Origin of the sequence: Polynucleobacter sp. AP-Sving-400A-A2 (assembly GCF_018688155.1) — a bacterium.
Classification (GTDB): domain Bacteria; phylum Pseudomonadota; class Gammaproteobacteria; order Burkholderiales; family Burkholderiaceae; genus Polynucleobacter.
Genome location: NZ_CP061312.1, coordinates 1,774,790 through 1,800,981 on the forward strand (window position 1 = coordinate 1,774,790; position 26,192 = coordinate 1,800,981).

Consider the following 26,192-nt stretch of genomic DNA (forward strand, 5'->3'; position numbering starts at 1 on the left):
GGTGAGAACTAAGGTTTATCCTATGGGAAATGCGCACCAAATTCTTTTCGCCCTCCCTAATTAGTCTGCTGGCTTTTTTATACGCTAGCCTGGTTACTGGTCAAGCTCACTCCGTAGAAATTCTTGCTCAAAATACTGCCCGTCAGTACATCCCCAAGGCCGTAGCCGTCAGCCTTGAAAAGGGCCAAATCCCAAAAGAAGCAATCAGTATTTCAGTAGTTGAAATAGAACCAGGACGCTCAGGGGAAATCACAGCAAAAACAAAGCTAGACTGGCGTTCGAAGCAGGCAATGAATCCTGCATCAACCATGAAACTGCTCACCACGCTCACTGGTCTAGATGTTCTGGGACCGCAATATCGTTGGCGGACAAATATCTATACCGATGGACTTATTCGTCAGGGCACTCTCAAAGGTAATTTATATTTGCAAGGTACCGGCGATCCAAAGCTAATCCCCGAAGAAATGGTCAAAATGATGAAGGCCTTGCAAAATCTGGGTATTCAGAAAATTGATGGGAATTTATTTTTTGATAGAAGTGCCTATGCTCCTAATGTCATGGAGCACAACACGATTGATGGGGAATCCTTGCGCGCCTATAACGTGCCGCCAGATCCTCTGTTGTACGCTTTTAGAACCCTCTCATTTCAATTGGGCAAATCGCGTACTGCAGACTTTATTGATATTAGCTACACACCGCCACTATCTCAGCTCAAGGTGATCAATCAAATGCAACTGGTCAATCAATCTTGCGATAGCTGGAAAAGTAATATTCGTTTTAACCTAGACCCCGAAGGTGGAATCGCCAATACCAACCAACCCCTCACCGCTCAGTTTTCGGGGAGCTTCCCAAATAGCTGTAAGGGTATGAATTACAACGTCGTTGCTTTAGATGCCAATACCTTTCTTACGCAGGGATTTGCTGCAGCCTGGGAGCTGGCTGGGGGAACTTGGGCTCAAGCACCTACCGGAAAATCTGCTTCTGTTCCCTTAGCGTCGCGACTGCTGTTACAGTTTGAGGGCATTCCTTTGGCCGATGACGTGCAAGACATTAATAAATATTCCAATAACGTGATGGCCAGGCAGCTCATGTTGACGCTAGCTCTAGAGAAAATGGGTAAGCCGGCAACCACTGAAAATGGTGAGCTCGTGATTCAGAGTTGGCTCAAAGGATTAGGGCTTCAGTTCCCAGAACTTGTTATTGAGAATGGCTCCGGCCTATCTCGTAATGAAGCAATCTCTGCGGAACATATGACGCAGTTATTAGTCACAGCTCGCAATTTATCTGTAGCGGATACCTTTTACAACAGTCTGCCAATTGCTGGTACTGATGGCACAATGAAAAATCGCCTCATGACACATTTACGGAAATTTTTGCATTTGAAGAAAAAGCCTGAGGCTCGAATCAAGACAGGGGCGCTTGTGGATGTCAGGGCAATATCAGGCTATGTGATGAGTAAGTCTGGAAGGATGTATGCGGTGACCTCTTTCATAAACCACCCTAATGCCTTGAGGGGCTTAGACGCCCACGATCAACTATTGGCGTGGTTACTAAATGATGGTCCAGATCCAAAACAGGCACGCTGAAGTCGGTCCCGAACCCCATCCCAATCCTCACCTACTGGGGGTTCAGGAAACAAAATTAAATCCCAATCCTGTTGATCAAGATCTCGCAAGGATCGGTACAGACGGCTTGCAAAGGCAGTGCTATCACTGGGCACAACAAACTCTTCAAAATGCACTGATGGGTGTCCATCCTCACCTAATGAAGAATCTGAATCCCAAACCGCAACCGCTACCCGTGACTTGATGTCTGGAAACTCACTCAGAGCATCTAAGACTCTACCTGGTGCATACATTCTTAATGGGGTAGTAGGGGCGTAATGGGCACGCAGACTACCAGAGACCCTCGGCGTTTCGCCACTCTGCTTTGTTGAACCATCCTCACCAGGCAAATAGACTTTGATACCTGTCTTGGAAAAAATTTCTCCAGGAGTAATAAGTCCTGGGCGCAATAAAACTGGGTGATCGCCGGAAGATAAATCAAGAATGGTCGACTCAATTCCCACTTCACAATCGCCACCGTCCAAAATCATGAGCTCCAATATGCCTTCAAACTCGCTTCGGACATCAGCAGCACTAGTAGGTGATACCTTACCAAAACGATTGGCGGAAGGAGCAACAACTCCGCCTTTAAATTTACGGAGTAACTCTTTTGCAATCGGATGAGCTGGCGCCCGAATGGCTACCGTATCTTGACCACCCGTCAGTTCATTTAAAACGCTTTTATCTTTCTTAAAGACCAGGGTCAGTGGACCCGGCCAAAAAGCATTGATGAGTTTTAATGCATCTTCTGATAAATCTCTTACCCACGGCGCTAGTACTGGCACCCAATCCACATGAGCCTGATCGAACTGATCAGGCGCTGCTAAGTGAACAATGAGTGGGTGATTAGAAGGTCTACCTTTGGCAGTAAAAATTTGTTTGATTGCATTAGGGTTCTTTGCATCTGCCCCCAAGCCATACACCGTCTCAGTCGGGAAGGCGACCAAGCCACCATCTCGCAAAGTTTGTACTGCTTCGTTAATGACTGCAGATAAATGCAGAGCGCTACTGTCACTAGACATTACTAGGGCTCGATCCCTAATTCAACTGCGACGGCTGCGCAATTTTGACGTGCCTGGTTAAGCGACTCACCTAAGCAATTGATATGACCCATCTTACGACCCATGCGTGAATCGGATTTACCATAAAGATGCAGCTTGGCATCTGGATGAGCAAGCACCTTATCCCAAGCAGGCTCTCTTGCCTTATCCTCACTGCCTTCGTACCAAAGATCTCCCAAGAGATTGAGCATAGAGACTGGCGCTAGCAAGCGGGTGTCGCCTAAAGGTAAGCGAGCCATACTTCTGACCTGCTGTTCAAACTGACTACTAATGCAGGCGTCCATAGTGTAGTGGCCTGAATTGTGCGGACGTGGAGCGATTTCATTGGCAACGATGTCACCACTCTTAAGCACAAAGAACTCTACGCACAATACGCCCACGTAATCAATCTTACGAATCAGCGCTTTAGCGGCTTCAATAATTTTTTTCTCCTGAGCAGGCTTCAGTGATGGCGCTGGCACGGTTGAAGTATGCAGGATACCGTCACGATGAATATTCTGAGATACGGGGTAGGCTACTACCGCATCGTCGTATCCGCGTACTACCAAAGCAGACACTTCAAAATCCAGATCCATACGCTTTTCAAGAACACAAGGGACCTTACCTAATTGGACCCAAGCAGTAACTAGATTGACAGAGTCATAAACGGTGATTTGACCTTTGCCGTCATAACCCATGCGAGCGGTTTTCAGAATACCGGGAAATAGGTCTGCAGGAACATGCGCAATATCTGCATCATGCTCAAGCACAAAGTAAGGCGCAGGACCAATATTGGTCTCCGTTTTCCAGGTAGCTAAGAACTTTTTCTCAGCAACGCGGTTTTGAGCCAAAGATACGCAACTACTCCGCGGCGCCACAAAGACACCTAAAGATTCGAGTTCATCTAAAGCTTGCGCAGGAACATTTTCAAATTCGGTACTGACCGATTTGCATAAGGCGGCCATTTCTTTTAGGGCAGCAGAGTCGGTGTAATCAGCTTGAATAAATTTTTCTGCAATGGAGCCAGCCGGACTATCGGATCCAGGATCCAGAACGCAGACCTTGTAGCCCATTGCTTGGGCGGCTTGTGTGAACATGCGCCCCAATTGACCGCCACCTAAAATGCCTAAATACGAGCCCGGCAAGATGGGCTCCAAATGATCTACCATCTGATTAATATCCCGGTAAATTCATGGAGCGTGCAGTATCAGACTGCTTTGCACGAAATTCTTCTAGCTGTTTTGCTAAAGCAGGATCATTGACTGCCAAATTGGCAATGACATGTAAGGCTGCATTTGCAGCTCCAGCCTCACCAATTGCAAACGTCGCTACCGGAACACCTTTAGGCATTTGTACGATGGAATAAAGAGAATCTTCACCACGCAAGTATTTGCTAGCGACTGGTACGCCATAAATCGGAATAATGGTTTTGGATGCCAACATACCCGGCAAATGCGCAGCACCACCAGCACCAGCAATAATCGCCTTGAGGCCATTTTTGGAGGCATTTTCTGCATAGGCAAACATATCATCTGGCATGCGATGAGCGGAAACCACTTTTGCCTCGTGAGCAATACCAAATTGCTCTAGCATTTGAGCAGCGTGCTGCATGGTGTCCCAATCTGAATTGGATCCCATTACTATTCCGACTACTGGCTTTTTGCTCATTGACCTCTCCAAATGCCCTGATCTATATCGTTAATCAATCTGAGGCCTTATTATCCCAGCCTTTTTAGAGCTTTATAGAAATTAGGTCCTAGTTAAGCGAGCGAGGGCTTCGCGGTACTTTTCCGCTGTTTTATCAATCACCTCTAATGGCAAAGCAGGTGCCGGGGCTGTTTTTGGCCAAGGCTTGCCATCAACTATTGCTATTTCGAGCCAGTCACGCACAAATTGCTTGTCATAGGAGGGGGGATTTGCGCCCACATAGTAGGTTTCTGCAGGCCAAAAGCGAGAAGAGTCGGCGGTGAGGATTTCATCCATTAATACCAACTGACCAGCGTCATCTAGGCCAAATTCAAACTTGGTATCAGCAATGATAATTCCGCGAGTCGCGGCATATTCAGAGGCTTCTTTGTATAAACGAATACTGACCTCACGAATTTGATTAGCTAACTTCTCACCAATCATCTCGATCACTTTGTCAAAAGAGATATTTTCATCATGCTCACCCATTTCTGCTTTTGCAGCAGGTGTAAAAATCGGCTCAGGTAACTTCTGGGCATTTTCAAGGCCGGCTGGCAATGCAATACCGCAGACCTTGCCAGTTTCTTTGTAATCATTCCAACCACTTCCAGCCAGATAACCTCGCACTACTGCTTCGACCAAGATTGGCTTGAGACGTTTAGCCACTACCGCACGGCCTTTAACCTGATCAAGCTCATCTGCAGGCACTACGCTTTCGGGATCAATACCCGTCAAATGATTCGGAATCACTTTAGCCAACTTCTCAAACCAAAAGTTCGCCATTTGATTGAGCACAATTCCCTTTTCAGGAATCGGTTGACCCATCACCACGTCAAAGGCAGATAGGCGATCTGTGGTGACCATGAGCAGCTTGTCATCACCCAATGCATATACATCACGCACCTTTCCTTTGGAGAGTAAAGGCAATGACTTAATAGAGGTGGCATACAAAGCGGGCATATCTATCTCACTTCACGATCTGGGCTAATTTGCCACTCTTATACAGCTCAGCCATTTTCTCTAGAGGGATTGGTTTAATTTTAGATGCTTGACCTGCACAACCGAAAGCATTAAAGCGCGCAATACAAACCTTCTTGGCCGCTTCACGTGCAGGCTTGAGGTAATCACGTGGATCAAACTTACTAGGATTCTCAAACAGATAACGGCGAATAGCACCAGTCATCGCCAAACGAATATCAGTATCAATATTGATCTTACGCACACCATTCTTAATACCCTCTTGAATTTCTTCAACAGGCACACCATAAGTTTCTTTCATATCGCCACCAAACTCACGAATCTCAGCAAGCAACTCTTGCGGAACACTGGATGAACCATGCATGACTAGGTGAGTATTGGGTATACGTGTGTGAATTTCTTTAATACGCTCAATTGCTAAAATGTCGCCAGTCGGCTTCTTGGTAAATTTGTAGGCTCCATGGCTAGTACCGATCGCAATGGCTAAGGCATCACATTGAGTAGCTTTCACAAAGTCAGCCGCTTGCTCAACATCCGTCAATAACTGCTCACGCGTCATCTTGCCATCGGCGCCGTGACCATCTTCTTTATCGCCCTGCATAGTCTCTAGTGAACCCAAAACACCTAACTCAGCTTCAACGGTAACTCCAATAGAGTGGGAGAACTTCACCACTTCTCTAGATACTTCGACGTTGTATTCGTAGCTGGCAACACTCTTGCCATCAGCTTCTAAAGAGCCATCCATCATTACACTAGTAAAGCCACTCTTGATAGCAGCCATACATACTGCTGGACTTTGACCATGATCTTGATGCATCACAACTGGAATATGGGGATAAGCCTCCACTGCAGCAGAAATCAGGTGACGTAAGAATGATTCACCGGCATATTTACGAGCACCTGCAGAGGCTTGCATGATGACTGGGGAATCTGCCTCATGAGCAGCTTCCATAATCGCCGTTACCTGCTCTAAATTATTGACGTTAAATGCTGGCAAGCCATAAACGTTTTCAGCAGCGTGATCTAAGAGTTGTCGTAAAGATACTAAAGCCATGATGGTTTCTTAATTAAAAAATGTTAGTGATAAATAGTTTGAATAAAAATTTTAAAGAAATGAATTACTTCACCTGAATAATTTTGAGTGAATTCGTACCACCTGGCTCGCCCATTGGCTCACCAGAGGTTAGGACAACCACGTCGCCCTTCTTCACCGCGCCCATCTTTTTCAAACAGTCTTCTACTTCTTGCAATGCGGTATCACGATGCTTGGTGTAATCCAAACCAATGGGGAATACATTGCGGTAAGTACTTAAGGCGCGCTGAGTAGCAATCTTGGAAGTCAAGGCAAAAATAGGTAAATGGATATTGTGACGACTCATCCAAACTGCAGTAGATCCAGAGTCTGTCAAAGCAGCAATCGCATTGGCATTGAGGTGATACGCTGTAAACAGGGCGCCCAAGGCAATCGTTTGATCAATGCGTGAGAAGGTTTGATCCAAGAAATCCGTATCCAGTTTTACACGGTCTGACTTTTCCGCTTCAACACAAATCTCGGCCATTGCCTTGATAGTTTGTACTGGGTAGTTACCAGCAGCAGATTCTGCAGACAGCATGACTGCGTCTGTGCCATCTAACACTGCATTAGCTACGTCACTCACCTCAGCGCGGGTAGGCACTGGAGCATTAATCATGGACTCCATCATTTGCGTAGCAGTGATCGTAAATTTATCAGCCTCAAGTGCGAGTTTGATCATGCGCTTTTGCAAAGCAGGAACGGCTGCGTTACCAACCTCAATGGCTAGATCGCCGCGTGCAACCATGATGCCGTCACTCTCCGCGATGATGCTTTTGAGAGCTTCAGTTTCAATAGCTTCAGCGCGCTCCACTTTAGCAATCGTGCGAACCTTACCAACCCCGTGCTTTGCGCTAGCGGCATCTGCCAGCTTACGGGCATAGGTCATGTCAGCACCATCTTTTGGAAAACTGATTGCGAGAAAATCTACGCCCATCGCAATGGCTGCATCCAAATCGGCAATATCTTTTTCTGTTAGTGCTGGTGCAGTCAAGCCACCGCCAGCACGGTTAATACCTTTATTATTTGAGAGTGGGCCACCTTGCTCTACTAAGGTAAAGATTTCTCCACCTTTTACACTCTCGACCCGAAGAACAACCAAGCCATCATTCAATAACAGTCGATCACCCGGCCTAACATCTTGTGGCAACTCTTTGTAATCCAAGCCTACGCGCTCTTGATTACCAAGCTCACAATCAACATCTAGAATAAATTGCGCGCCTTCTTTAAGAAGAATTTTGCTGTCAACAAATTTACCCACACGAATTTTGGGGCCCTGTAGATCGGCCATGATGCCAACCTCTTTGCCCACCTCTGCGGAAATACTACGCACCAAATCGTGACGCGCTTTATGGTCTGCAACCGTGCCATGAGAAAAGTTCATTCTTACAACATCTACACCAGCACGAATCATCTCGCGCAATACTTCAGGCTTTTCTGATGCAGGTCCTAATGTGGCAATGATTTTAGTTGCTCTCAACATATTTAGTCTTTCGCTCTTTCGGCTAATACTGCAAAGGCTGGCAAGGTTTTACCTTCTAAGAATTCCAAGAAAGCGCCACCGCCAGTAGAGATGTAATCCACTTGATTTTCAATACCGTACTTCGCAATCGCCGCCAAGGTATCACCACCACCAGCAATCGAAAATGCAGGTGAATGGGCAATCGCTGCTGCCAACATCTTAGTGCCACCGCCAAACTGATCAATCTCAAATACACCCAATGGGCCATTCCATACAATCGTGCCAGCGTGCGCCAGCATGGTAGATAAACGTGCCGCAGTCTTAGGGCCAATATCCAAAATCATATCGTCATCAGCCACTTGATCAGCAGCAACACGATTTGCACGCGCTAATGGAGAAAGTTCGTTTGCAACAACGACGTCTTCAGGTATCGGAACGTGCGCACCGCGCTTTTCCATAATCTCCATAATTTCTCGAGCTTCATTAACCAAATCTGGCTCTGCTAATGACTTACCAATAGGTAAGCCTTTAGCCAGCATAAAAGTATTGGCAATGCCGCCACCCACAATCAACTCATCCACTTTGTCAGCTAGGGCTTTGAGGATAGTGAGCTTTGAAGATACTTTTGAGCCCGCCACAATTGCGATTAAAGGGCGCTTAGGACTTGCCAGCGCACGACTCAAGGCATCTAACTCCGCTGCCATCAATGGGCCGGCGCAAGCAATCGGCGCATATTTAGCTACGCCATTTGTAGTTGCTTCAGCACGGTGAGCGGTACCAAAGGCGTCGTTGACATATACATCACATAGAGCGGCAATCTTCTTAGCCAAGTCATCATTATTCTTTTTCTCACCCACATTCAGGCGACAGTTCTCCAGTAATACCAATTCGCCTGGATTTACCTCAAAGTTACCGCCCACCCAATTACTGATCAAAGGAACTTTACGATTCAAGAGTGTGGCAATTCGGTCGGCCACCGGAGCCAAACTATCTTCGGGTTTAAATTCACCTTCAGTTGGACGCCCCAAGTGGGAGGTCACCATTACTGCTGCGCCGGCATCTAAACACATTTGTATTGCCGGCATGGAGGCTTTAATCCGAGTGTCTTCTGTAATATTGCCCACATCATCCTGAGGAACGTTAAGGTCGGCACGGATTAAAACCCGTTTTCCCTTGAGAAGACCAGCTGTAGCCAGTTCACTAAGGCGCTTTACTTTAAAGAGGGTTTCCGGCATGAGAATAGGTAAATAGAGTGGTTTACGAGGAATACTCCATTCTAAATCGTCTAGGCTTTAAACCCCAAAGGAATTGGACTACCCCACCTCGCTCCCTGCTCTACAATAAAGGCTAAGACGCATTTCAGGCCTTGGGGCTCCCTAGTGGCTTGGCACCCTGTTTTACCGAATTGAGTCACCCAATTTATTAAATATTTAAAAGGTAGAGAAAATGTCGATGTCCGACCGCGATGGCTTTATTTGGTCCGATGGGAAGCTAGTTCCCTGGCGTGAGGCCAATGTTCACGTGTTAACCCACAGTCTTCATTACGGAATGGGCGTATTTGAGGGTATTCGTGCCTACAACACATCCCAAGGTACCGCCATTTTCCGTCTTCCAGAGCACGTTAAGCGCCTATTCAACGGAACTAAGATTTTCCAGATGAATATGCCTTGGACCCCTGAAGAGATTAGTAAGGGCATTATTGAGGTGGTCAATAGCAATAAACTAGAAGCTTGCTATATCCGACCAATTATCTTTATTGGCTCCCAAAAACTCGGCATCTCCCCAAAGGGCAACAGCATCCACACCGCAATCGCTGCCTGGGAATGGGGTGCTTATTTGGGTGAAGACGGTCTCAATAAGGGTATCCGCGTTAAAACCTCCTCATTTACCCGTCATTTCGTGAATTCCTCACTAGTTCGCGCTAAGGCCTCCGGTTACTACATCAACTCTATTTTAGCCAACCAAGAAGTAACGGCTAATGGCTACGATGAAGCCCTCCTACTGGATACAGAAGGTTATGTATCCGAAGGTTCTGGCGAGAATATCTTTATCGTAAATAACGGCATTATTTACACCCCAGATCTAGCTTCTTGTTTAGACGGCATTACTCGCAACTCCATCATCCAAATCGCCAAAGATCTTGGCTACGAATTGCGTGAGAAGCGGATTACTCGTGACGAGGTCTACTCAGCAGATGAGGCTTTCTTCACTGGTACTGCCGCTGAAGTAACGCCTATTCGGGAGCTAGACGACCGCACCATAGGCGACGGTAAACGCGGCCCGATTACCGAGCAAATCCAGAAGACTTACTTTGATGCGGTTTATGGCAGAGGCGATAAATATAAGTCTTGGCTAACTTACGTTAAGTAATTGGAAATCAAAGAATGAGTGAAGCTCAAGTTGTAATGGTTGATGGCAATAAAGATTTGCCTTTACATTGCCCAACCAATAAAACTCCTAACTGGAATTCGCATCCACGTGTATTTCTGGATGTAGCTAAAACGGGTGAAGCTAAGTGTCCTTACTGCGGCACTGAGTACAAGCTCATTCCCGGTACCGAGCCCCACGGGCACTAAGCCTAACAGCACCCTAGACCAGGGTGCTGTGTCGGGATACCTCATATGAACCGTATTCTGATCATCGCCCCCAACTGGATTGGTGATGCTGTGATGTCCCAGCCATTACTGGCGCATCTCAAAGCAATTTATCCGCAGTCACAGATTGATGTTTTAGCAAGTCCTTGGGTTGCACCGATTTATCGTGCCTGCTCTGAAGTTCATCAAGTCATTGAAGCGCGACTAGAGCATAAACAATTGCAATGGAGCTTACGTAAGAAACTAGCAAAGCAACTTGAATTAAATCAATACACTACCTGCTTTGTTCTGCCCAATAGCTTGAAGTCTGCCCTTATTCCTTGGCTTGCCAATATTCCATTTCGAATTGGCTATCGCGGTGAGATGCGCTTTGGGCTTATTAATCTTGATCTAGATAATCCGAGCAAAGTGAATCGCCCACCGATGGCGAATCACTACCTTGCACTTGCTAACTCACTAGAGCACTCACAAGAGATTGATACCAACAAACCTGCAGATCCTAAGCTCAATATTTCGCCTGCAGCCAAAGCATCAATCAACTCCAAGTTACGAGCTGCAGTAATTAACGAAAATTTAGTTTATGTACTTTGCCCAGGCGCTGAGTACGGCACAACAAAACGCTGGCCTGCCGAACACTTCGCTGCTCTTGCACAGCAATTAATCGCCAGCGAGCCAGATGTGCATGTAATTCTTCTTAGCGGTAAAGACGATCAGGCTTTAGGTGAGAGCATTCGAACTCAGGCAAAGAATGACTCACAAATACACAACTGGTGTGGCAAGACTTCGCTGGACGAAGCGATTGCACTCATCGGAATGAGTAAGGCACTAGTCAGCAATGACTCGGGCTTAATGCATATTGGTGCCGCATTAAAAGTTCCGCAGGTCGCTATTTTTGGCTCAAGTGATCCACATCACACTCCACCACTGTCCGATAAAGCGAAAGTACTTTGGCTTAATCTAGCTTGCAGCCCATGCCATAAAAGAGAGTGCCCACTAGGTCACCTCAAATGCTTAAAAGATATTTTGCCAGCCACCGTATTAGATGCCATTCAATCACGCCATTAATTTTGTAGAGCTACACATCACCAGAAAGTAAGCCATGTCAAAACTAGCCAGACTTTTTCATAACGCCGATGAAGTGGTGGATGCTTGGCGTGATGCCTTAAAAAATCGTGACGTCAAAGGCGCCTTGGCAATCTGGCTAGATGATGACTCGATTACTTGCGTACTACCAGAAGGCCAGCGACTCAGTGGTCATGCAGAAATTCGGGATGGTCTAGAGCGCCTCTTAGCCAAGCAAGCTCTTTTTCTAGAGCCGATTGCCTGCATTAGTCACTCTGTTTTAGGAGCAGCGGTCTACGACACCACTGAGGCCGTCCACATTAGACCCGATCAAATTGAAGCGGCATTCTTTCTTAATATCACCTTGGTTCTTCTGCAAGATAGTCAAGGCTGGCGGATTGCACATCTTCATGCCAGCCATTCCACCGAGGATACGTTTGATGCGCCCTCAACTCCACATGGACTGCATTAACTAGTAATGCCGTATAGATTGTCGTCTCATGGATGAGCAAGTGCTTCGGTCACTAATCAAGTGGCCAAATGTCCCGCACTGCTTTGGCTGGCTAGCGCTTGATCGTCGCGGTCAATGGCGTATGCGTGATGAATTTGCCCAAGCCAATCAATTAGCTGGAAGTGTGATTCAGCACACAGCCCTCAATGACTTTATCTCTAGAAATTATGCGCACGACTCTTTGGGTAGATATTTTTTCCAAAATGGACCGCAACGAGTTTTTATTACGCTTGATGCCACCCCATTCATTACCAGAATCTTTCCGAGCGAAAGTGGAGCTCAGCTATTAACCCAGTGTGGCACAGAGATAAAACCACAGGGTGCTCTGAGTGATGAAAAAGGCAATATCTACATCACAGGATTATTTCAACAATCACTCTCTGATCAAATCGATGGAGCAACATTTGCTAAAACAGAATCACTATCCGTCGCGCTATTACACGATCATGATTTAGATCTATTCTCAGATCAGTCCAAAGTGATAGAGGATGCCTGTAGCTTCAGGGGCTCCTGGCAATGGCAAGGCGAGCACCTGTCCATCGAACCTATTCACTCTGCTGAATTAGCTAATCGCTTTAATTTCGTTAAAGCACCAAGCAATTAATTAGCTTGGCATGTTCTTGCCCTGCTCCTTCAGTTCCTCTTGATACTGCTTTTGCATTTCACGAAGACGTGCATCAATACTCGAAGCTTGATAGAAATCTGCGCCACCAGAAGATCTAGCAATCTTCAGTTGCTCAATCGCTGATGGCCATGCACCCTCAAGCGCATACTTTTCTCCAAGAGCGTAATGGCGCAGCGGCACATTTTTAGCCTGATCATAAGCATTCGAAAGCATACTCCACCAAACTACTTCATTGGGCTGTAATCTCGTACGCGCCTTTAACCAAGCAATGGCGTCATTCGTACGACCTAGTTTCAGATACGCATTCATCATTGCTGCACCGGCAGCATAGGATTGTGGAAAGGCTTTTAAGGTGGCTTGAGCAATTTGCAAAGCCTCATCACCTTTGCCTCTGGCTAATGCCAACTCTGAAGCTGTAATATCTAAGGAGAGGCTTTGACGCAGAATGGGCGATCCTGGTGCGCTAGCGCTATTTGCTAAATTACGAGCTTGTTGCAAATAGCCGGCAGCCTGGTCTAACTTACCTTGTTTTTGTGCAACGAGCGAAAGCCCATAAAAACCTTCCATTTGTTTGCCAGGGGCTGATTGTTTACTCAATCCCTCAAAGGTATTTTTTAAGTCATACATCTGGCTAGAGCCCCCAGACTGCTCCATGCGAGCACGTGCTTTGATGAAATAAAACTCTGCTGCTGTAGGTACATTTCTATTGGCAATATTACGAGCACGATCTTGCATATCGGCAATACGATCCGTTGTTAATGGATGGGTGCGCACATAAGATGGCACCCCATTATCCATAATGCCCGTCGCCTTTTGTAGGCGCTGGAAAAAACCTGGGGCACCATTAACGTCATAGCCACTCTCCGCCAGAATCTGAAAGCCAATACGATCAGCCTCGCGCTCAGCATCTCTTGAGTAAGAGAGTTGGTTATTGATGGCTACTGCTTGACCGCCTTGCATGAGCCCAGAAGCAGCGCCCGGATTACGTGATGCAGCTAAGGCGCCCAACAAGATACCAGCGAGAGCAATCATCGTATTGGTAGTCTGCCTATCCATCTGGCGAGCCAAATGACGTTGTAAAACGTGACCGGTCTCATGACCCATAACAGAAGCTACTTCTGAATCTGTTTCAGCACTAACCAGTAATCCTGTATGAAAACCAATAAATCCCCCAGGTAATGCAAATGCATTAATACTGCTGTCTTTAACGGCAAAAACTTCAAAGCTATAGGCACCACTTCCCTGCTCACTAGCACCGCCCAATTGCAGACGTTTTGCCGCCTGCAATAAGCGTCGTTCCATTTGATTTAAATAATCATAAATCGGTAAATCATTCGAATAATCCGTATCCGGACGAATCTGGCGCATGATCATTTCGCCATACTTTTTCTCATCCATACGACTCAAGCTATCGCCACCAGGATCCCCCATATCTGGGAGTACAAAACTGGGTTGGCTCAGGGGTGCATTGCGTGATGGCAGGTTTGCGGAGCGGGCATCAGGCGACTGGACTGCTCTACCCAAGTTTTGCAAGGCAGCCGACTCTCCTTGCACAGATACATCCCCCGTGATAGGGGAGGGTGCAGGTCCAGCCGCATAGACGAGACCAACACTTGGCCAAGCCAAGCTCAGTATGAGCTGAGCAGCCAAAATTCGTCTAAAAAACGATATATCCCTTGATGTCTTTATGACTTGCATCCCTATATGGTAAAACTTATCCCATGAACAAACTAACTCATTTTGATGCAAGCGGCCAAGCCCATATGGTCAACGTTGGCGATAAGCCCAATACCCACCGAATTGCCCTTGCTACAGGCAAGATCACCATGCTCCCAGAGACTTTCGGAATGATCGAGACTGGCACCCATAAAAAAGGGGATGTTCTAGGTATCGCCCGCATTGCCGGCATCCAGGCGTCCAAAAAGACATCGGACTTAATCCCTCTTTGTCACCCCCTAGCACTAACGCACGTGAGCCTAGAATTTGTCCTAAATAAAGATACCAGCAGCATTACCTGCCAAGTAAGAGCTGAAACAACTGGCCCCACTGGCGTTGAAATGGAAGCCCTCACCGCTGTCCAAGTAGCCCTCCTCACGATCTACGATATGGCTAAAGCCGTTGATAGGGGAATGGTGATGGGTGATATCCACCTACTAGAGAAGAGTGGTGGTAAGTCTGGAGAGTGGAAGGCTTCATAGAAAAGCTTCACCATACAAATATTTAAGTCACCCTAGGGTGACTTAAATTCTTATGGAGTGTTAATCATTACACTACTTCGTGATGCGGCACTCCGAAGGTAATAGCTGAGGCAGCAGATTCGTCTCAGAAGAGCGGCAAGACCAGCCACCAGCCCAAGTCGATCCTTCTGGCTTAGATAAATCGATTGCTTTGGGAATATTGGCATCTGGATTATTTGTTGGAATGAGATGCAATGTGTTTTTATTGTCTGGCGCAACATTATTCTGAAAGTCGATGGCGATGGCGCCTGAAGGCGTAACCTCAATTAGCTTCACACTGCGGGTTGGCACAAAGGTAAATGAGCCGCTAGTTGCCTCATCCATCGGCACCGTCCCCCTGCTGGCAAACGCTTCTGTTACAGCTAGTTTTGCGCTAGAGGAAAGATTCATGCCCTCTACGATACGACTACGTGCAATGTAATCCTGATACTGGGGCACTGCAACGGCAACCAAAATACCAATGATGGCTACGACAACCATTACCTCGATTAAGGTAAAACCTGATTCTTGTTGTTCATCTTGCATACGCATGGTGATTAGCTCCTGAGGTTAAATACCTCATCATCCAGTCTATACACATGGGATTCAAGATGTCCACACGTAAGAAAAGCCGGCTTTGAAGGCCGGCTTTTCTGATTAATGCGAAAGAAAAATTAATGCGCTTCTTTAGCCGCGTTCTTTTTCTTGAAATAGCTACCAACCAAAATCACAATCGCTATACCAACCACCTCAAAGGCTAGCTTTGCATCACCTAGTAGAGCCTCAATGCTATCTTTAATCGCAGGATCATCGACCAACATACCGCCGGCCAAGAAACCTAAAAGCCCTGCACCAATAGTGATAATGATTGGGAAACGCTCCATTACCTTGAGCAACATAGCGCTACCAAAAATAATCAATGGAATAGACATCGCCAAACCGATAATCAATAGTAAGAGGCGAGTTTCTTCAGGGCCTTTTTGAGCTGCTGCTGCAACGGCTAAAACGTTATCTAAACTCATCACCAAGTCAGCAATCAGAATCGTCCGAATGGCCGCCCAAATACTAGTCTTGGCTTCCATATGCTCTTCACCGCCACTATCGGATAACAGCTGAATACCGATGTAGAGCAATAGCAAACCACCAATAATTTTTAGGTATGGCAACGTTAGCAAAGCCACTGCAGTAATTGTGAGCACTACACGCAGGATGATAGCTGCAGCACTACCCCAGAAAATAGCTTTCTTTTGCTGGGCGGGTGGTAAGTTGCGGGATGCTAAAGCAATAACAACCGCGTTATCGCCAGATAACAAAATATTGGCAACGATGATTGAAAGTAATGCCGCCCAAAAGGCTGCATCTGAAAATGCTGAAAAATCCATGATGTCTCCGTGCTTTTATATTTTAGTTTTAACTACAAGGTGCTACAAAATTCATGCCGACGAATCGGCATGAACCTACTATTACAACATGGCCTTGAGTAATGCAGCCATTTCTGATGGGTTTCTAGTTACCTTAAAGCCGCATTCTTCCATCACGGCAAGCTTAGCATCCGCTGTATCTGCACCGCCAGAGATCAATGCGCCAGCATGGCCCATACGTTTTCCAGGGGGCGCAGTTACACCAGCGATAAAGCCAACAATCGGCTTCTTCATATTGGCCTTGCACCAGCGCGCTGCTTCAGCTTCGTCCGGACCACCGATTTCGCCGATCATGATAACTGCATCCGTATCTGGATCTTCGTTAAACATGCGCATCACATCAATGTGCTTTAGACCATTGATTGGGTCACCACCAATACCTACCGCTGTGGACTGACCTAAACCAACCGCTGTCAATTGACCAACCGCTTCATATGTCAAGGTACCTGAACGACTCACTACACCAATACGGCCCTTTTTATGAATATGGCCAGGCATGATGCCGATTTTGATTTCATCTGGAGTAATAATTCCAGGGCAATTTGGGCCAAGCAATAAAGTCTTCTTGCCACCGGCAGCTTCTTTTGCATGCATCTTGTTACGCACTTCCAACATATCCTTAACTGGAATGCCTTCAGTGATGCAAATAACAAAATCGAGGTCAGCTTCAACAGCTTCCCAAATAGCAGCAGCAGCTCCAGGAGGTGGTACATAAATAACTGAAGTGGTTGCACCAGTTTGCTGAGCGGCTTCTTTTACAGTTCCATAAATTGGAATATTGAAAATAGACTCGCCTGCTTTTTTAGGATTAACGCCAGCAACAAAACAGTTTTTACCATTCGCGTATTCTTGACACTTTTCTGTATGGAATTGGCCAGTCTTACCAGTAATACCTTGAGTAATTACTTTAGTATTTTTATTTACCAAAATAGACATATTGATTTCCTTGATTATTTATTTTTCGCAACAGCAGCAACTACCTTAGTAGCAGCTTCTGCCATTGAATCGGCGCTAATGATTGGTAAACCAGAGTCCACAAGAATCTTCTTGCCTAGTTCCTCATTGGTACCCTTCATGCGCACGACCAAAGGTACAGTCAAGTTCACCGCCTTACAGGCAGTAACCACACCGTCAGCAATCACGTCGCAACGCATAATGCCGCCGAAAATATTCACCAAGATTGCTTCAACGCTCTTGTTCTTGAGCATGATCTTGAACGCTTCTGTTACTTTCTCTGCAGTTGCACCGCCACCAACGTCCAAGAAGTTTGCTGGCTCGCCACCAAACAACTTAATAGTATCCATAGTTGCCATTGCCAAGCCCGCACCATTCACTAGGCAACCAATATTTCCATCAAGTGAAATGTAGGCCAAGTCAAACTTAGAAGCCTCAATCTCAGCCGCATCTTCTTCATCGATATCGCGGTAAGCCACGATTTCTGGATGACGATACAAAGCATTGGGATCAAAGTTGAATTTGGCATCAAGTGCTTTGATCTTACCGTTACCTTCAAGGATCAATGGATTGATTTCCACTAATGAAGCATCAGTTTCCCAATAGGTTTTGTACAAGTTTTTAAACACTTCGCTTGCCATTGGAATAGATGCATCTGGAACGCCAATGCCTTTTGCAATAATCTGGCAATCAGCATCGGTCAAGCCAATCAATGGATCAACAAATACTTTAATAATTTTTTCAGGATGAGATTCTGCAACCTCTTCAATATCCATGCCGCCTTCGCTGGAGGCCATGATCACATTTTTCTGTGTGCCACGATCAGTCACAATACTGAAGTAGTACTCTTTTTTGATATCAGCACCGTCTTCAATTAAAAGACGATTTACTTTTTGACCTTCTGGACCTGTTTGATGGGTTTTTAACTGCATACCCAAAATTTCAGAAGAGTATTTCTTCACTTCGTCCATGCTGCGAGCTAATTTCACGCCACCGCCTTTACCTCGACCACCTGCATGAATTTGTGCCTTAACAACCCATACTGGACCGCCAAGCTTTTCAGCAGCCTTAATTGCCTCCTCAACACTAAATGCAGGGATGCCGTTTGGAACAGGCACATTAAATTGGCGCAGTAATTCTTTGCCTTGGTACTCGTGAATTTTCATTATTACTCCCGAAACGGTATCTTTTTTAGCAAGCGATGAGGATTAGTAAAACCGAATTAACCTGGTTTACCTTTTTAAGTAAACGGTAGCGGTTTAGTCGACTTCGTAAGTCTATCATGCTGCAATGCCGCAATATGATCTACCCGCTCCGTGATTGCCCTAGCTTGAGCGCCCCGCTACCACCCTAGACACCACATCCGAACTAAAGCCCTTAGAGGCCAGGAAACGATATTGACGAGCCCGCTCCTTTTGCTCTATGGCTACAGCTCCAAATTTACGTAGCCACAATTCATGAGCACGCTGGTATTCGGTCTCTTTGAGCTTTCTGAGAAGATTTATTGTCTTTGCGCCATCCACACCAGCCTGGGTGAGCTCATCCTGTATTTTTCGGGTTCCAAAGCGCTCGCTACGACGCCTAACAAGGGCCTCTGCAAAACGCTCATCAGAAAGCCAACCGCGAGCCTCAAAATCATCTAAGACAGCCTCAATCTGAACATTCAAGGGGGTGGTTTGTGTAATCTCCTCAGAATCCTCATCGGAAGACTTGAACTTGAGCATCCTGGCTGCTGACTCCTCAAGCTTTGCTGCCAACCCCTTGCGACTGTATTCGCGCATGGATAAAAGTCGCAAAGCCCGAGCTTTGAGACTCGGGCTTTGTTTCTTGCTTTTTTTAACAGTGCTACCTAATTCTGACATCGAAGAATTACGCTCCCTCTTCTTCGCTCAAAACATCACTGACGATCGCTGTGCCAGTCTTTACACCCAATTTCGCACGAATCTTAGCTTCAATATCTTGAGCAATGGCTGGATTCTCTTTCAAAAACTCACGCACATTGTCTTTTCCTTGGCCAATGCGATCACCGTTGTAGGCATACCAAGAACCTGATTTTTCAACGATATCAGCCTCAACACCCATATCGATAATTTCACCTTCTCGAGAAATTCCAGCGCCGTACATGATGTCAAAGATGGCTTCGCGGAATGGTGGTGATACCTTGTTCTTAACTACCTTGACGCGAGTTTCGTTACCAACTACTTCATCGCCCTTCTTAATACTGCCGATACGACGAATATCCAAACGCATGGAGGCGTAGAACTTCAGTGCGTTACCACCAGTTGTAGTTTCAGGCGAACCAAACATCACGCCAATTTTCATACGGATCTGGTTAATAAAGATAACGGTTGTATTGGTACGCTTGATCGCGCCAGTCAACTTACGTAAGGCTTGGCTCATCAGACGGGCTTGGAGGCCAGGTAATGAGTCGCCCATATCGCCCTCGATCTCAGCCCTTGGAACCAAGGCTGCCACGGAGTCAATGACAATTAAATCGATAGAGCCTGAACGCACTAAGGCATCTGCAATTTCCAATGCTTGCTCGCCAGTATCTGGTTGGGAGATCAACAGATTGTTCACATCTACACCTAAGCGTGAAGCGTACTGAACATCTAAGGCATGCTCCGCATCGATGAAGGCACAAGTTCCACCAATCTTTTGCATCTCTGCAATCGCATGCAAAGTCAAAGTGGTCTTACCTGAAGATTCTGGGCCATAAATCTCAATGACGCGCCCACGGGCTAAACCACCGACTCCAAGTGCAATATCTAAACCTAATGAGCCGCTGGAAACTACCTGAATGTCCTGATGAATCTCTGCATCGCCCAATCTCATGATTGAGCCCTTACCAAATTGCTTCTCAATTTGCGCTAAGGCTGCAGTTAATGCTTTTTGCTTGTCTCCGCTCATACCGTCAAATTCGGGTGAGGCTGATTTTCTCTTATCGTCGAAGGCCATGTTTGATCCCTTTTCACTATTCGTTAGGCTGTTTTTTGAGTTTTTTGTGGTTTTTGTCAACATAGAACTCACTGTATATAAAAACAGTACTATTTGCAAGTGGCTTTTAAAAAGAATTTACTGATTCTGTCGTAGATTTGCACTTACATGACGCTTATGCCAATAGAAAAATAGTGGCATAGCAACACCCCATACGATTGCTAAGAGGATGAGGCCGCCTAACTGTCCATTGGGGCCCCATGAACCTGCCCCCATGCGAATGCCTGCTTCATAGGACATTGGACCCGCTATTGCCCCTAAGAGCGCGCCCAACCATGGCTTGCCACGCAACCAGGATAAAGATCCGTTAACAGTGCTGGCCACCAATGCCCATAGGGTCCATAACCAAAATGGGGATAAGTAGACGCTCGGCCAAGCGTCTTTAAAGTACAAAAAACCTAGATTGGATATAAGTGTGTCAGCACTCACTCCAAATATAACCGCTTTGGATATTAGTTTAAGTTCTAGCTTTGAGTGCTCTGAGCGCCAAATATGTATCGCAAGGTACAAGAGGGTGCCGATAACGGGCCATAAAACCTGCTCATTGGCCGCGCCAATAATGCAAGCAAACCAACCAGCTTGGAAAAACACGAAATTCCAAAATTTAGCCATTGATCAAACCTCTGCGACATTCACTAAGAAAAAGGCCACTGCCGGTGGGCAATGGCCTCTTAATATGGTGGCGATTCAGGGATTCGAACCCCGGACCTGTGGATTATGATAAAAGATATGCTTTTTAAGCTGTTGATTTACAAGCACTTTATTTTGGTGTGTAGAAAAGTGTGTAGTCAATTTATTCTTTTATTAGATTCTGAATCACCAAAATTACATTATACAAAACGCATAATTAGTCCGCAACTTCACTATAGTCTTTCTCTGCCTTTAGTCATCACTGAGTTGCAACATCAATAATTGTTTGCCATCGCTCTAAATAATTGGCAACTTCACTTAACTTCACATTCTTTGCATCATCAGCGTCTAAGGCATCAGCAAATGACATTGGAATTAAGTAGCAGGTACCAACTTGTTTATCAACAGCAACATAGATATCACAATCAGCTTTGGTAATTCGCTGCCCTCTATTACGTTCGTGCGTATGATCAATTCCTTGTCCACCTCTGTCTCTATCAAAAAAAGAGATATTGCTACCTGCCGTAATCCCTTTAACTTGAATTCTGATTAGCTTGGAATTGAAATCAACTATAGCGTCATAACGACTTGAGCGAACATCAACGTTGGAACAATTAAATCCTGCCAACATAGCTCTAGCTATAAAAAAGAATTGTGCTGAGTCTCCCTCGTTAGCCACTCTAAGTCCGTAGTCTGTGTGCTGTAAGTCTGCTGTAAAGCCACCTTGCGATGCGACATATAAGCACTTAGTAACTAAATTCTTCAAATTGGATTTGATGAATTTAATCTCTAAATCATTAACATTTGGCTCTGCATTAATAAACTCAACTGTCTTATTAGCTAAATCCTCAATGCCAACCTTAGCAAAGACATTCTTAAACACGGTTGCTTGAAAATACTTTTCCAAGTGAGGTTTATATAAAACAAATTTATTAGCGATATCAAGTATTTTTGCTTTAACGAAGTTATGCCCTTTTAACTCGTTCAACAGCAAATATTCTGTTGTTTGATTCTGCAAGTCTTCTCCCAACTTCTCTTGCAGGTAGTTTTTAATATCTACATCAATATACTCATTAGTAGTAGCATCTTTGAAAGAGCTAATACTAGTATTGATTTTATTGATGTTTAACTTAACGAAGTCTTCAATTGTCATTCCTCCAAATTTACTATAGATATGGAGGAAATGGCAATAAAGATACTTATAGAACTTTAACTATTTGTTTAGCTATTTTCGTAATCAATGGAACAGTAACGCTGTTGCCAAATTGGTGATACAGCTTACTGTTCGCTAACTTTGGTAACTTATAGGTTTTAGGGAACCCTTGAAAATTGGCTGTTTCGCGTGGTGTTAGCTTGCGAATACCAAAGTCATCCTTAACGAGTGGCACATTGTGTCCACCTGTTCCCATATTTGCAGTCAATGTGGGACAAGCATTACTTTTGTTTTCACGCACATACTGTCTTCTCCATTGATAAATGGTGTCACGTGACTTAATGGACTTTTGTATTTCAGCAAAGCAATCATAGCGATTGTCATAGTAGAACTCTTTTGCCACCTGCTCCGTTTCTAAGCAATCGTGTATTGTTTTTGTAAGCTCTACCTCTGTTGGAAAAGTAAATTTTTGTAACTTAGCTACATCTCTAAATCCAACAACAAAAACACGCTCTCTATTTTGAGGAACATTTGCATATTCCATACTGTTTAATACTTTGTGAGTAAGCACATAACCACAGTCAGCCAATGACTTAAGCATAAAAGCAAATGTCTCACCTTTATCGTGATTAAGCATACCTTTCACATTTTCAAGCAATAAAGTATCAGGCTTTTTCTCTTTCAATATTTTGAGAATGGATAGGAATACATCACCTCCACGCTCATCTTTTAATCCTTTTCTCAAACCTGCAATGCTGTATGGTTGGCAAGGAAAACCTGCGACAAGGATATTGTGAGCAGGAACAATTTCTTTTGTGAGTGTAAGAATATCGTTGTGATAGGTATGGTTAGTATTACTCTTAAAATTTGCCTTGTAAGTAGTCAAAGCATCTTCATTGATTTCACAAGTTAGAACACATTCAGCACCTGCACTTTCGAAAGCAATACGCATTCCTCCAATACCTGCGAATAAATCAATGAATTTCAAGTTTTTCATATTGCTGAGCTTTGTTCCATATCTTTTATTGCTAAAGTATAGCTAAGGCTTAGCCATCTCGCTACCAAACCAATTAACTCAAAATGCCCAAGCTAAACATTACCCATTTACCTGAAAGGCTTAAAGAGCGTTTAGCCAAGTTGGAGCGTGGTGAAGAAGTTGCATTAAAAGATATAAATGCTTTATTGGATGATGAGCAAATAGAGCGTATGGATAAAGCGTGGGCAGAGCAAGAAGTGCTACGCAAAACCCATAAGCGTCCTAAAACAAAAGAGCAAGAACAAGTACTAGGTTGGAAGACTAAGTTAGAGGTGCGTATTGAGATTTATAAACAAGCAATAGTAGAGGCACAACGTGGAATGCTTGATGGCATTAGAAAGCTACAAAAGGAGCGAGAAGCGAAGGCGGCAAGAATATGGTTAGACGCTGTGTTTAAGGCAGGAGAAGGTACAGATAAGTGGAGTGCAGGCAATATCGCTCTAACAAGAGCAGGTTTTAATAAATTTGGTGCAAACACTAAAAAACGCGATAAAGAAGTTTGGGCAATGGAGGATACCTTGCGTAAGGAGTTTGAGAGTGGAATGAGTAAGGAAGAAAAAGAGCAGTTGGAGCTACTAAAGGAACACCCAAAAGCACTAAAAAAGAAGAAAAGGTAAGGGTTTATCAAAAAGTAGGGTTTTTTCGCTCCTATTTGCCAACTAAAAACCGTGCTTTTCCTTAAACCCTATATCCCATATGCCTTAAAACCAACCAAACCAACCCATCCAAGCAAACCATCAAATCCTTACCAACCAACCCAATATGCTGTAATTACCATTACCAACCAATTAAGCATCTACTTCCCAAAACAGGAAAATTATGGATAAAGGTATTCAAAAATTAATTAAATTTCTTCGCAAAAAAGGATGGCAAGTAGATGCTGAATTAGGCAAGCATTACAAAATTGTTATCAGCAAGGAAAACTTTAAGTCCAAAACCTTTGTTGTTTCAGCCACTTCTTCTGACGCAAATAACACTCGTATTGTTGTTGGACAGTTTAGAAAATCTCTCAAAGCAGGTGGCTTTGACACTTTAGATAACTATCACAGTTACTTTATTACAGAATACGAATTTGATGATGTTTTGGAAGCTATTGCAGAGCGTTTAACAAATATTGCTGATGCAGGTGGCACTTACGAAGAAGCTACAGGACATATGGAGATTTTCAAAGAGTTATTAAATGTTGCAGGAGATGACTTTTTCACTGACGACGAAAATGCAATTAATGAATGGGTTCACTTTAGAAAAAGAAAAAGTAATTGAAGTTAGAGTTTGATAAAAGTGAAATAAGCGTAAGTGCATTGCTTGGTTGCTTTTCTATTCCAAGTAATGCAGAGTATTTAATGACTGAGATTGGTATAGCAATGAACTTTTATCAAAACTTTGCTGTTGATAAAAGTTTAGTTAACCCTTATCAACTACAAGCACACGATAACAATAGAACACATACGATTTTTTCAATGTTTACTAATGCTAATCAAAGGCAATTTATTAAAAACCATATTCCGTCTGCAATGCTAGAGGTAAAGAATACAAAAGAGTTCACAAAGGGTTGGGAATTAATATGCGAGTTTATTTGCTCCCAATTTAATAATGTGCCAATCACGCTTAATATTAAATTCAACATAGCAAAGAATGATTTTGATATCGTATCAGTATCAGCTGAAAGTAAATTACTGACTAAAAATGATTTGCTTAGCATTCCTTTAATTCTTATGCTGATTCAACCATAACAATCGCAACTCAAAATAACGAAGGGTATTAAGTGGATAACAAAGATAAATTAGGAATTGCAATACTCTTCTGCAAAGAAACAACTGAGATTAATTTGGATACAGTTCAAAGTTGGTTTGAAGCAAAGTTTGTGGATAGGATAAATCCTGTGAAAGAAGAAATACCTGACTTTGGCTTCATCAGTCAATTGGCAGATGCAAGATACTTTGATGCCATTGAAGAAATTAAAGATGTAAATAGCCTAGTTGCTGTTATTGCGTCTAAACCTACGGGCTTTTTGCTTGCAAAGACTAGTGGATTATTCACTGACTATTTTTTTATCACAGAAGATGAGCAGGTTGAAAGACTAAAAAAATGGAATGATGAAGGTGATAATTTACTAAAGTTTATTGATAGTTTGCGTTACCTAAAATAAAACTACTCTTCATCTATTTCAAATATGTCGTTAAATTTGGATTTCTCAATTACATAATTTGTTTTGCCATAAACAGATTGGAAGTCCCCTAGTTGGCTTTGCTTAAGCTTAACTGTTCTTTGGCACTTAGAACACTTGCCCCTGTAAATTCTTTTTGCTTCATCTGCAAGTGCCAATACAAACTCATTAATTGTGAATGTAAAGTGCTGTCCACAATCAGAAAGTGGGCAAGCCACTTTCTTTTTCATATTTTCTAACTTTTGAATTTGTTGCTTGTTCATTTTTGATTACCTTAATCAATATTGACTTCAGAAGTCTCATATTAAGGTAATCAGTGCGTTATGCCAACTCAACAGCCTTACGCTTCATATCGTCATTAACGTCTATGTAGCATTGTGTAGTGCTGATGTTCTTGTGTCCTGCTAAGCTCATTAGCACACGTACACTCACCCCTTGTGTAGCTAAATTCGTAATAAACGTTCTGCGTCCACTATGGCTACTTGCTCCATCTACACCTGCCCTTTTGTAGAGGTAGTGGAAAAACTGAGTAAGCGTATTGGGTGTAAATCCGTCGCTATCTCGTTTTTGACTGTAAAAGAACTTAACAGTTGGGGTGCGTGGTTTGTACACAGCAATGTACTTTTCAAACTCTTTACGTAGCTTGTCATTTACAAATACTGTCCTTGCTTCATTTGTTTTGGTGTTTTTAGCACTTAAGCGAATTTCATTCTTAACTGTGCCATCTGCGTTTACAACGTCCAAATATCGAAGGGACGAAACTTCCCCTACACGCATTCCACTTAAAAACGTTGTGTACAGCAAACAACGATTACGTGTGCTGTGCTTGCGTGTAGCCGTGTAATCTAAAACTTTACGTAATTCGTTTTGATTAAGAGTTTTTGCTTGCTTAGCCATAGTTTTCTTCCCCAAATAAAGGTTTGCTATAGCTATATGTTGTTTTCTTTGTTTAATTTTTCCTACCTCTTTTTGCCAATAATTAGT

At 44.2% G+C, this 26,192-nt stretch carries 30 protein-coding genes; 11 read left to right on the plus strand and 19 right to left on the minus strand.

Annotated features, from left to right (window positions below; all coding sequences use genetic code 11):
• Positions 1–29: 29 nt before the first annotated feature.
• Positions 30–1,586, plus strand: coding sequence for a D-alanyl-D-alanine carboxypeptidase/D-alanyl-D-alanine-endopeptidase (gene dacB / locus C2758_RS09285; protein WP_215327964.1), 1,557 nt, complete (start codon positions 30–32; stop codon positions 1,584–1,586).
• On the opposite strand, the gene C2758_RS09290 is transcribed toward dacB, so the two are convergent.
• From C2758_RS09290 to C2758_RS09320, 7 genes are all read right to left on the minus strand, one after another.
• Positions 1,532–2,626 carry an L-threonylcarbamoyladenylate synthase gene (locus tag C2758_RS09290; protein WP_215327965.1) on the minus strand — a complete coding sequence of 365 codons (1,095 nt, stop codon included), beginning with the start codon at positions 2,624–2,626 and terminating at the stop codon, positions 1,532–1,534. The two genes, dacB and C2758_RS09290, sit on opposite strands and share 55 nt — an antisense overlap.
• Before the next feature lie 2 nt (positions 2,627–2,628).
• Positions 2,629–3,813, minus strand: coding sequence for a 5-(carboxyamino)imidazole ribonucleotide synthase (locus C2758_RS09295; RefSeq protein ID WP_215327966.1), 1,185 nt, complete (start codon positions 3,811–3,813; stop codon positions 2,629–2,631).
• A gap of 4 nt (positions 3,814–3,817) precedes the next feature.
• Entirely contained in the window at positions 3,818–4,312 is a 495-nt protein-coding gene (gene purE / locus C2758_RS09300) for a 5-(carboxyamino)imidazole ribonucleotide mutase (protein WP_215327967.1), read from the minus strand.
• Between the two features lie 81 nt (positions 4,313–4,393).
• Positions 4,394–5,290 carry a phosphoribosylaminoimidazolesuccinocarboxamide synthase gene (locus C2758_RS09305; protein ID WP_215327968.1) on the minus strand — a complete coding sequence of 299 codons (897 nt, stop codon included), beginning with the start codon at positions 5,288–5,290 and terminating at the stop codon, positions 4,394–4,396.
• Between the two features lie 7 nt (positions 5,291–5,297).
• On the minus strand, positions 5,298–6,362 hold the full coding sequence (fba, locus tag C2758_RS09310; RefSeq protein WP_215327970.1) for a class II fructose-bisphosphate aldolase: 1,065 nt from the start codon (positions 6,360–6,362) through the stop codon (positions 5,298–5,300).
• Between the two features lie 64 nt (positions 6,363–6,426).
• The gene (gene pyk / locus C2758_RS09315) at positions 6,427–7,863 is read right to left on the minus strand and encodes a pyruvate kinase (protein WP_215327971.1); all 1,437 of its coding nucleotides are present in this window, start codon (positions 7,861–7,863) and stop codon (positions 6,427–6,429) included.
• A 2-nt stretch (positions 7,864–7,865) separates the two neighbouring features.
• Positions 7,866–9,077, minus strand: a complete 1,212-nt coding sequence (locus C2758_RS09320; RefSeq protein WP_215327972.1) for a phosphoglycerate kinase — start codon at positions 9,075–9,077, stop codon at positions 7,866–7,868.
• A 211-nt stretch (positions 9,078–9,288) separates the two neighbouring features.
• Between C2758_RS09320 and C2758_RS09325 the strand changes: the two genes are divergently transcribed.
• From C2758_RS09325 to C2758_RS09345, 5 genes are read left to right on the plus strand one after another with little or no spacing between them, the layout of a single operon-like run.
• Positions 9,289–10,212, plus strand: a complete 924-nt coding sequence (locus C2758_RS09325) for a branched-chain amino acid transaminase (protein ID WP_215327973.1) — start codon at positions 9,289–9,291, stop codon at positions 10,210–10,212.
• A gap of 14 nt (positions 10,213–10,226) precedes the next feature.
• A complete protein-coding gene (locus C2758_RS09330) occupies positions 10,227–10,418 on the plus strand; it encodes a zinc-finger domain-containing protein (RefSeq protein ID WP_215327974.1) in 192 nt (63 codons plus the stop codon).
• Positions 10,419–10,463: 45 nt separating this feature from the next.
• On the plus strand, positions 10,464–11,501 hold the full coding sequence (waaF, locus tag C2758_RS09335; protein WP_215327976.1) for a lipopolysaccharide heptosyltransferase II: 1,038 nt from the start codon (positions 10,464–10,466) through the stop codon (positions 11,499–11,501).
• 34 nt (positions 11,502–11,535) lie between these two features.
• On the plus strand, positions 11,536–11,970 hold the full coding sequence (locus C2758_RS09340) for a nuclear transport factor 2 family protein (RefSeq protein ID WP_215305272.1): 435 nt from the start codon (positions 11,536–11,538) through the stop codon (positions 11,968–11,970).
• A gap of 28 nt (positions 11,971–11,998) precedes the next feature.
• Positions 11,999–12,613, plus strand: coding sequence for a DUF2946 family protein (locus tag C2758_RS09345; RefSeq protein WP_215327978.1), 615 nt, complete (start codon positions 11,999–12,001; stop codon positions 12,611–12,613).
• Here C2758_RS09345 and C2758_RS09350 read toward each other — a convergent pair whose 3' ends face one another.
• The gene (locus C2758_RS09350) at positions 12,614–14,332 is read right to left on the minus strand and encodes a M48 family metalloprotease (RefSeq protein ID WP_215327979.1); all 1,719 of its coding nucleotides are present in this window, start codon (positions 14,330–14,332) and stop codon (positions 12,614–12,616) included. It abuts the gene before it with no gap.
• A 23-nt stretch (positions 14,333–14,355) separates the two neighbouring features.
• Between C2758_RS09350 and moaC the strand changes: the two genes are divergently transcribed.
• Complete coding sequence (moaC, locus tag C2758_RS09355) at positions 14,356–14,832, plus strand: cyclic pyranopterin monophosphate synthase MoaC (protein WP_215327980.1); 477 nt, start codon at positions 14,356–14,358, stop codon at positions 14,830–14,832.
• A 72-nt stretch (positions 14,833–14,904) separates the two neighbouring features.
• On the opposite strand, the gene C2758_RS09360 is transcribed toward moaC, so the two are convergent.
• The 9 genes from C2758_RS09360 to dcm all read right to left on the minus strand — a co-directional run bounded on the left by C2758_RS09360 (position 14,905) and on the right by dcm (position 23,002).
• The gene (locus tag C2758_RS09360; RefSeq protein ID WP_215327981.1) at positions 14,905–15,402 is read right to left on the minus strand and encodes a pilin; all 498 of its coding nucleotides are present in this window, start codon (positions 15,400–15,402) and stop codon (positions 14,905–14,907) included.
• A gap of 122 nt (positions 15,403–15,524) precedes the next feature.
• Positions 15,525–16,232: a TerC family protein gene (locus C2758_RS09365; RefSeq protein ID WP_215327982.1), complete on the minus strand. Its 708-nt coding sequence runs from the start codon at positions 16,230–16,232 to the stop codon at positions 15,525–15,527.
• An 81-nt stretch (positions 16,233–16,313) separates the two neighbouring features.
• Complete coding sequence (gene sucD, locus C2758_RS09370) at positions 16,314–17,207, minus strand: succinate--CoA ligase subunit alpha (RefSeq protein ID WP_215308421.1); 894 nt, start codon at positions 17,205–17,207, stop codon at positions 16,314–16,316.
• A gap of 14 nt (positions 17,208–17,221) precedes the next feature.
• Positions 17,222–18,391, minus strand: coding sequence for an ADP-forming succinate--CoA ligase subunit beta (sucC, locus tag C2758_RS09375; protein WP_215327983.1), 1,170 nt, complete (start codon positions 18,389–18,391; stop codon positions 17,222–17,224).
• A gap of 159 nt (positions 18,392–18,550) precedes the next feature.
• Positions 18,551–19,087, minus strand: a complete 537-nt coding sequence (gene recX, locus C2758_RS09380; RefSeq protein ID WP_215327984.1) for a recombination regulator RecX — start codon at positions 19,085–19,087, stop codon at positions 18,551–18,553.
• Between the two features lie 7 nt (positions 19,088–19,094).
• Complete coding sequence (recA, locus tag C2758_RS09385) at positions 19,095–20,183, minus strand: recombinase RecA (RefSeq protein ID WP_215327986.1); 1,089 nt, start codon at positions 20,181–20,183, stop codon at positions 19,095–19,097.
• Positions 20,184–20,300: 117 nt separating this feature from the next.
• Complete coding sequence (locus C2758_RS09390) at positions 20,301–20,834, minus strand: DUF2878 domain-containing protein (protein ID WP_215327988.1); 534 nt, start codon at positions 20,832–20,834, stop codon at positions 20,301–20,303.
• Positions 20,835–21,111: 277 nt separating this feature from the next.
• A complete protein-coding gene (locus C2758_RS09395; protein ID WP_215327990.1) occupies positions 21,112–22,005 on the minus strand; it encodes a group I intron-associated PD-(D/E)XK endonuclease in 894 nt (297 codons plus the stop codon).
• Between the two features lie 46 nt (positions 22,006–22,051).
• On the minus strand, positions 22,052–23,002 hold the full coding sequence (gene dcm, locus C2758_RS09400; RefSeq protein ID WP_215327992.1) for a DNA (cytosine-5-)-methyltransferase: 951 nt from the start codon (positions 23,000–23,002) through the stop codon (positions 22,052–22,054).
• Between the two features lie 83 nt (positions 23,003–23,085).
• Between dcm and C2758_RS09405 the strand changes: the two genes are divergently transcribed.
• The 4 genes from C2758_RS09405 to C2758_RS09420 all read left to right on the plus strand — a co-directional run bounded on the left by C2758_RS09405 (position 23,086) and on the right by C2758_RS09420 (position 25,190).
• Positions 23,086–23,658 (plus strand): hypothetical protein, encoded by a 573-nt coding sequence (locus C2758_RS09405; RefSeq protein ID WP_215327993.1) that lies wholly within the window; start codon positions 23,086–23,088, stop codon positions 23,656–23,658.
• 202 nt (positions 23,659–23,860) lie between these two features.
• On the plus strand, positions 23,861–24,304 hold the full coding sequence (locus C2758_RS09410; RefSeq protein WP_215327994.1) for a hypothetical protein: 444 nt from the start codon (positions 23,861–23,863) through the stop codon (positions 24,302–24,304).
• A complete protein-coding gene (locus C2758_RS09415) occupies positions 24,301–24,774 on the plus strand; it encodes a hypothetical protein (RefSeq protein ID WP_215327995.1) in 474 nt (157 codons plus the stop codon). Before C2758_RS09410 ends, C2758_RS09415 begins: the two co-directional genes overlap by 4 nt.
• 32 nt (positions 24,775–24,806) lie before the next feature.
• Positions 24,807–25,190, plus strand: a complete 384-nt coding sequence (locus tag C2758_RS09420) for a hypothetical protein (protein WP_215327996.1) — start codon at positions 24,807–24,809, stop codon at positions 25,188–25,190.
• Positions 25,191–25,192: 2 nt separating this feature from the next.
• Here C2758_RS09420 and C2758_RS09425 read toward each other — a convergent pair whose 3' ends face one another.
• Together C2758_RS09425 and C2758_RS09430 are read right to left on the minus strand one after the other, a co-directional pair.
• Positions 25,193–25,471, minus strand: a complete 279-nt coding sequence (locus C2758_RS09425) for a hypothetical protein (RefSeq protein WP_215327997.1) — start codon at positions 25,469–25,471, stop codon at positions 25,193–25,195.
• 58 nt (positions 25,472–25,529) lie between these two features.
• Complete coding sequence (locus tag C2758_RS09430; protein WP_215330252.1) at positions 25,530–26,105, minus strand: site-specific integrase; 576 nt, start codon at positions 26,103–26,105, stop codon at positions 25,530–25,532.
• Between the last annotated feature and the right edge of the window lie 87 nt (positions 26,106–26,192).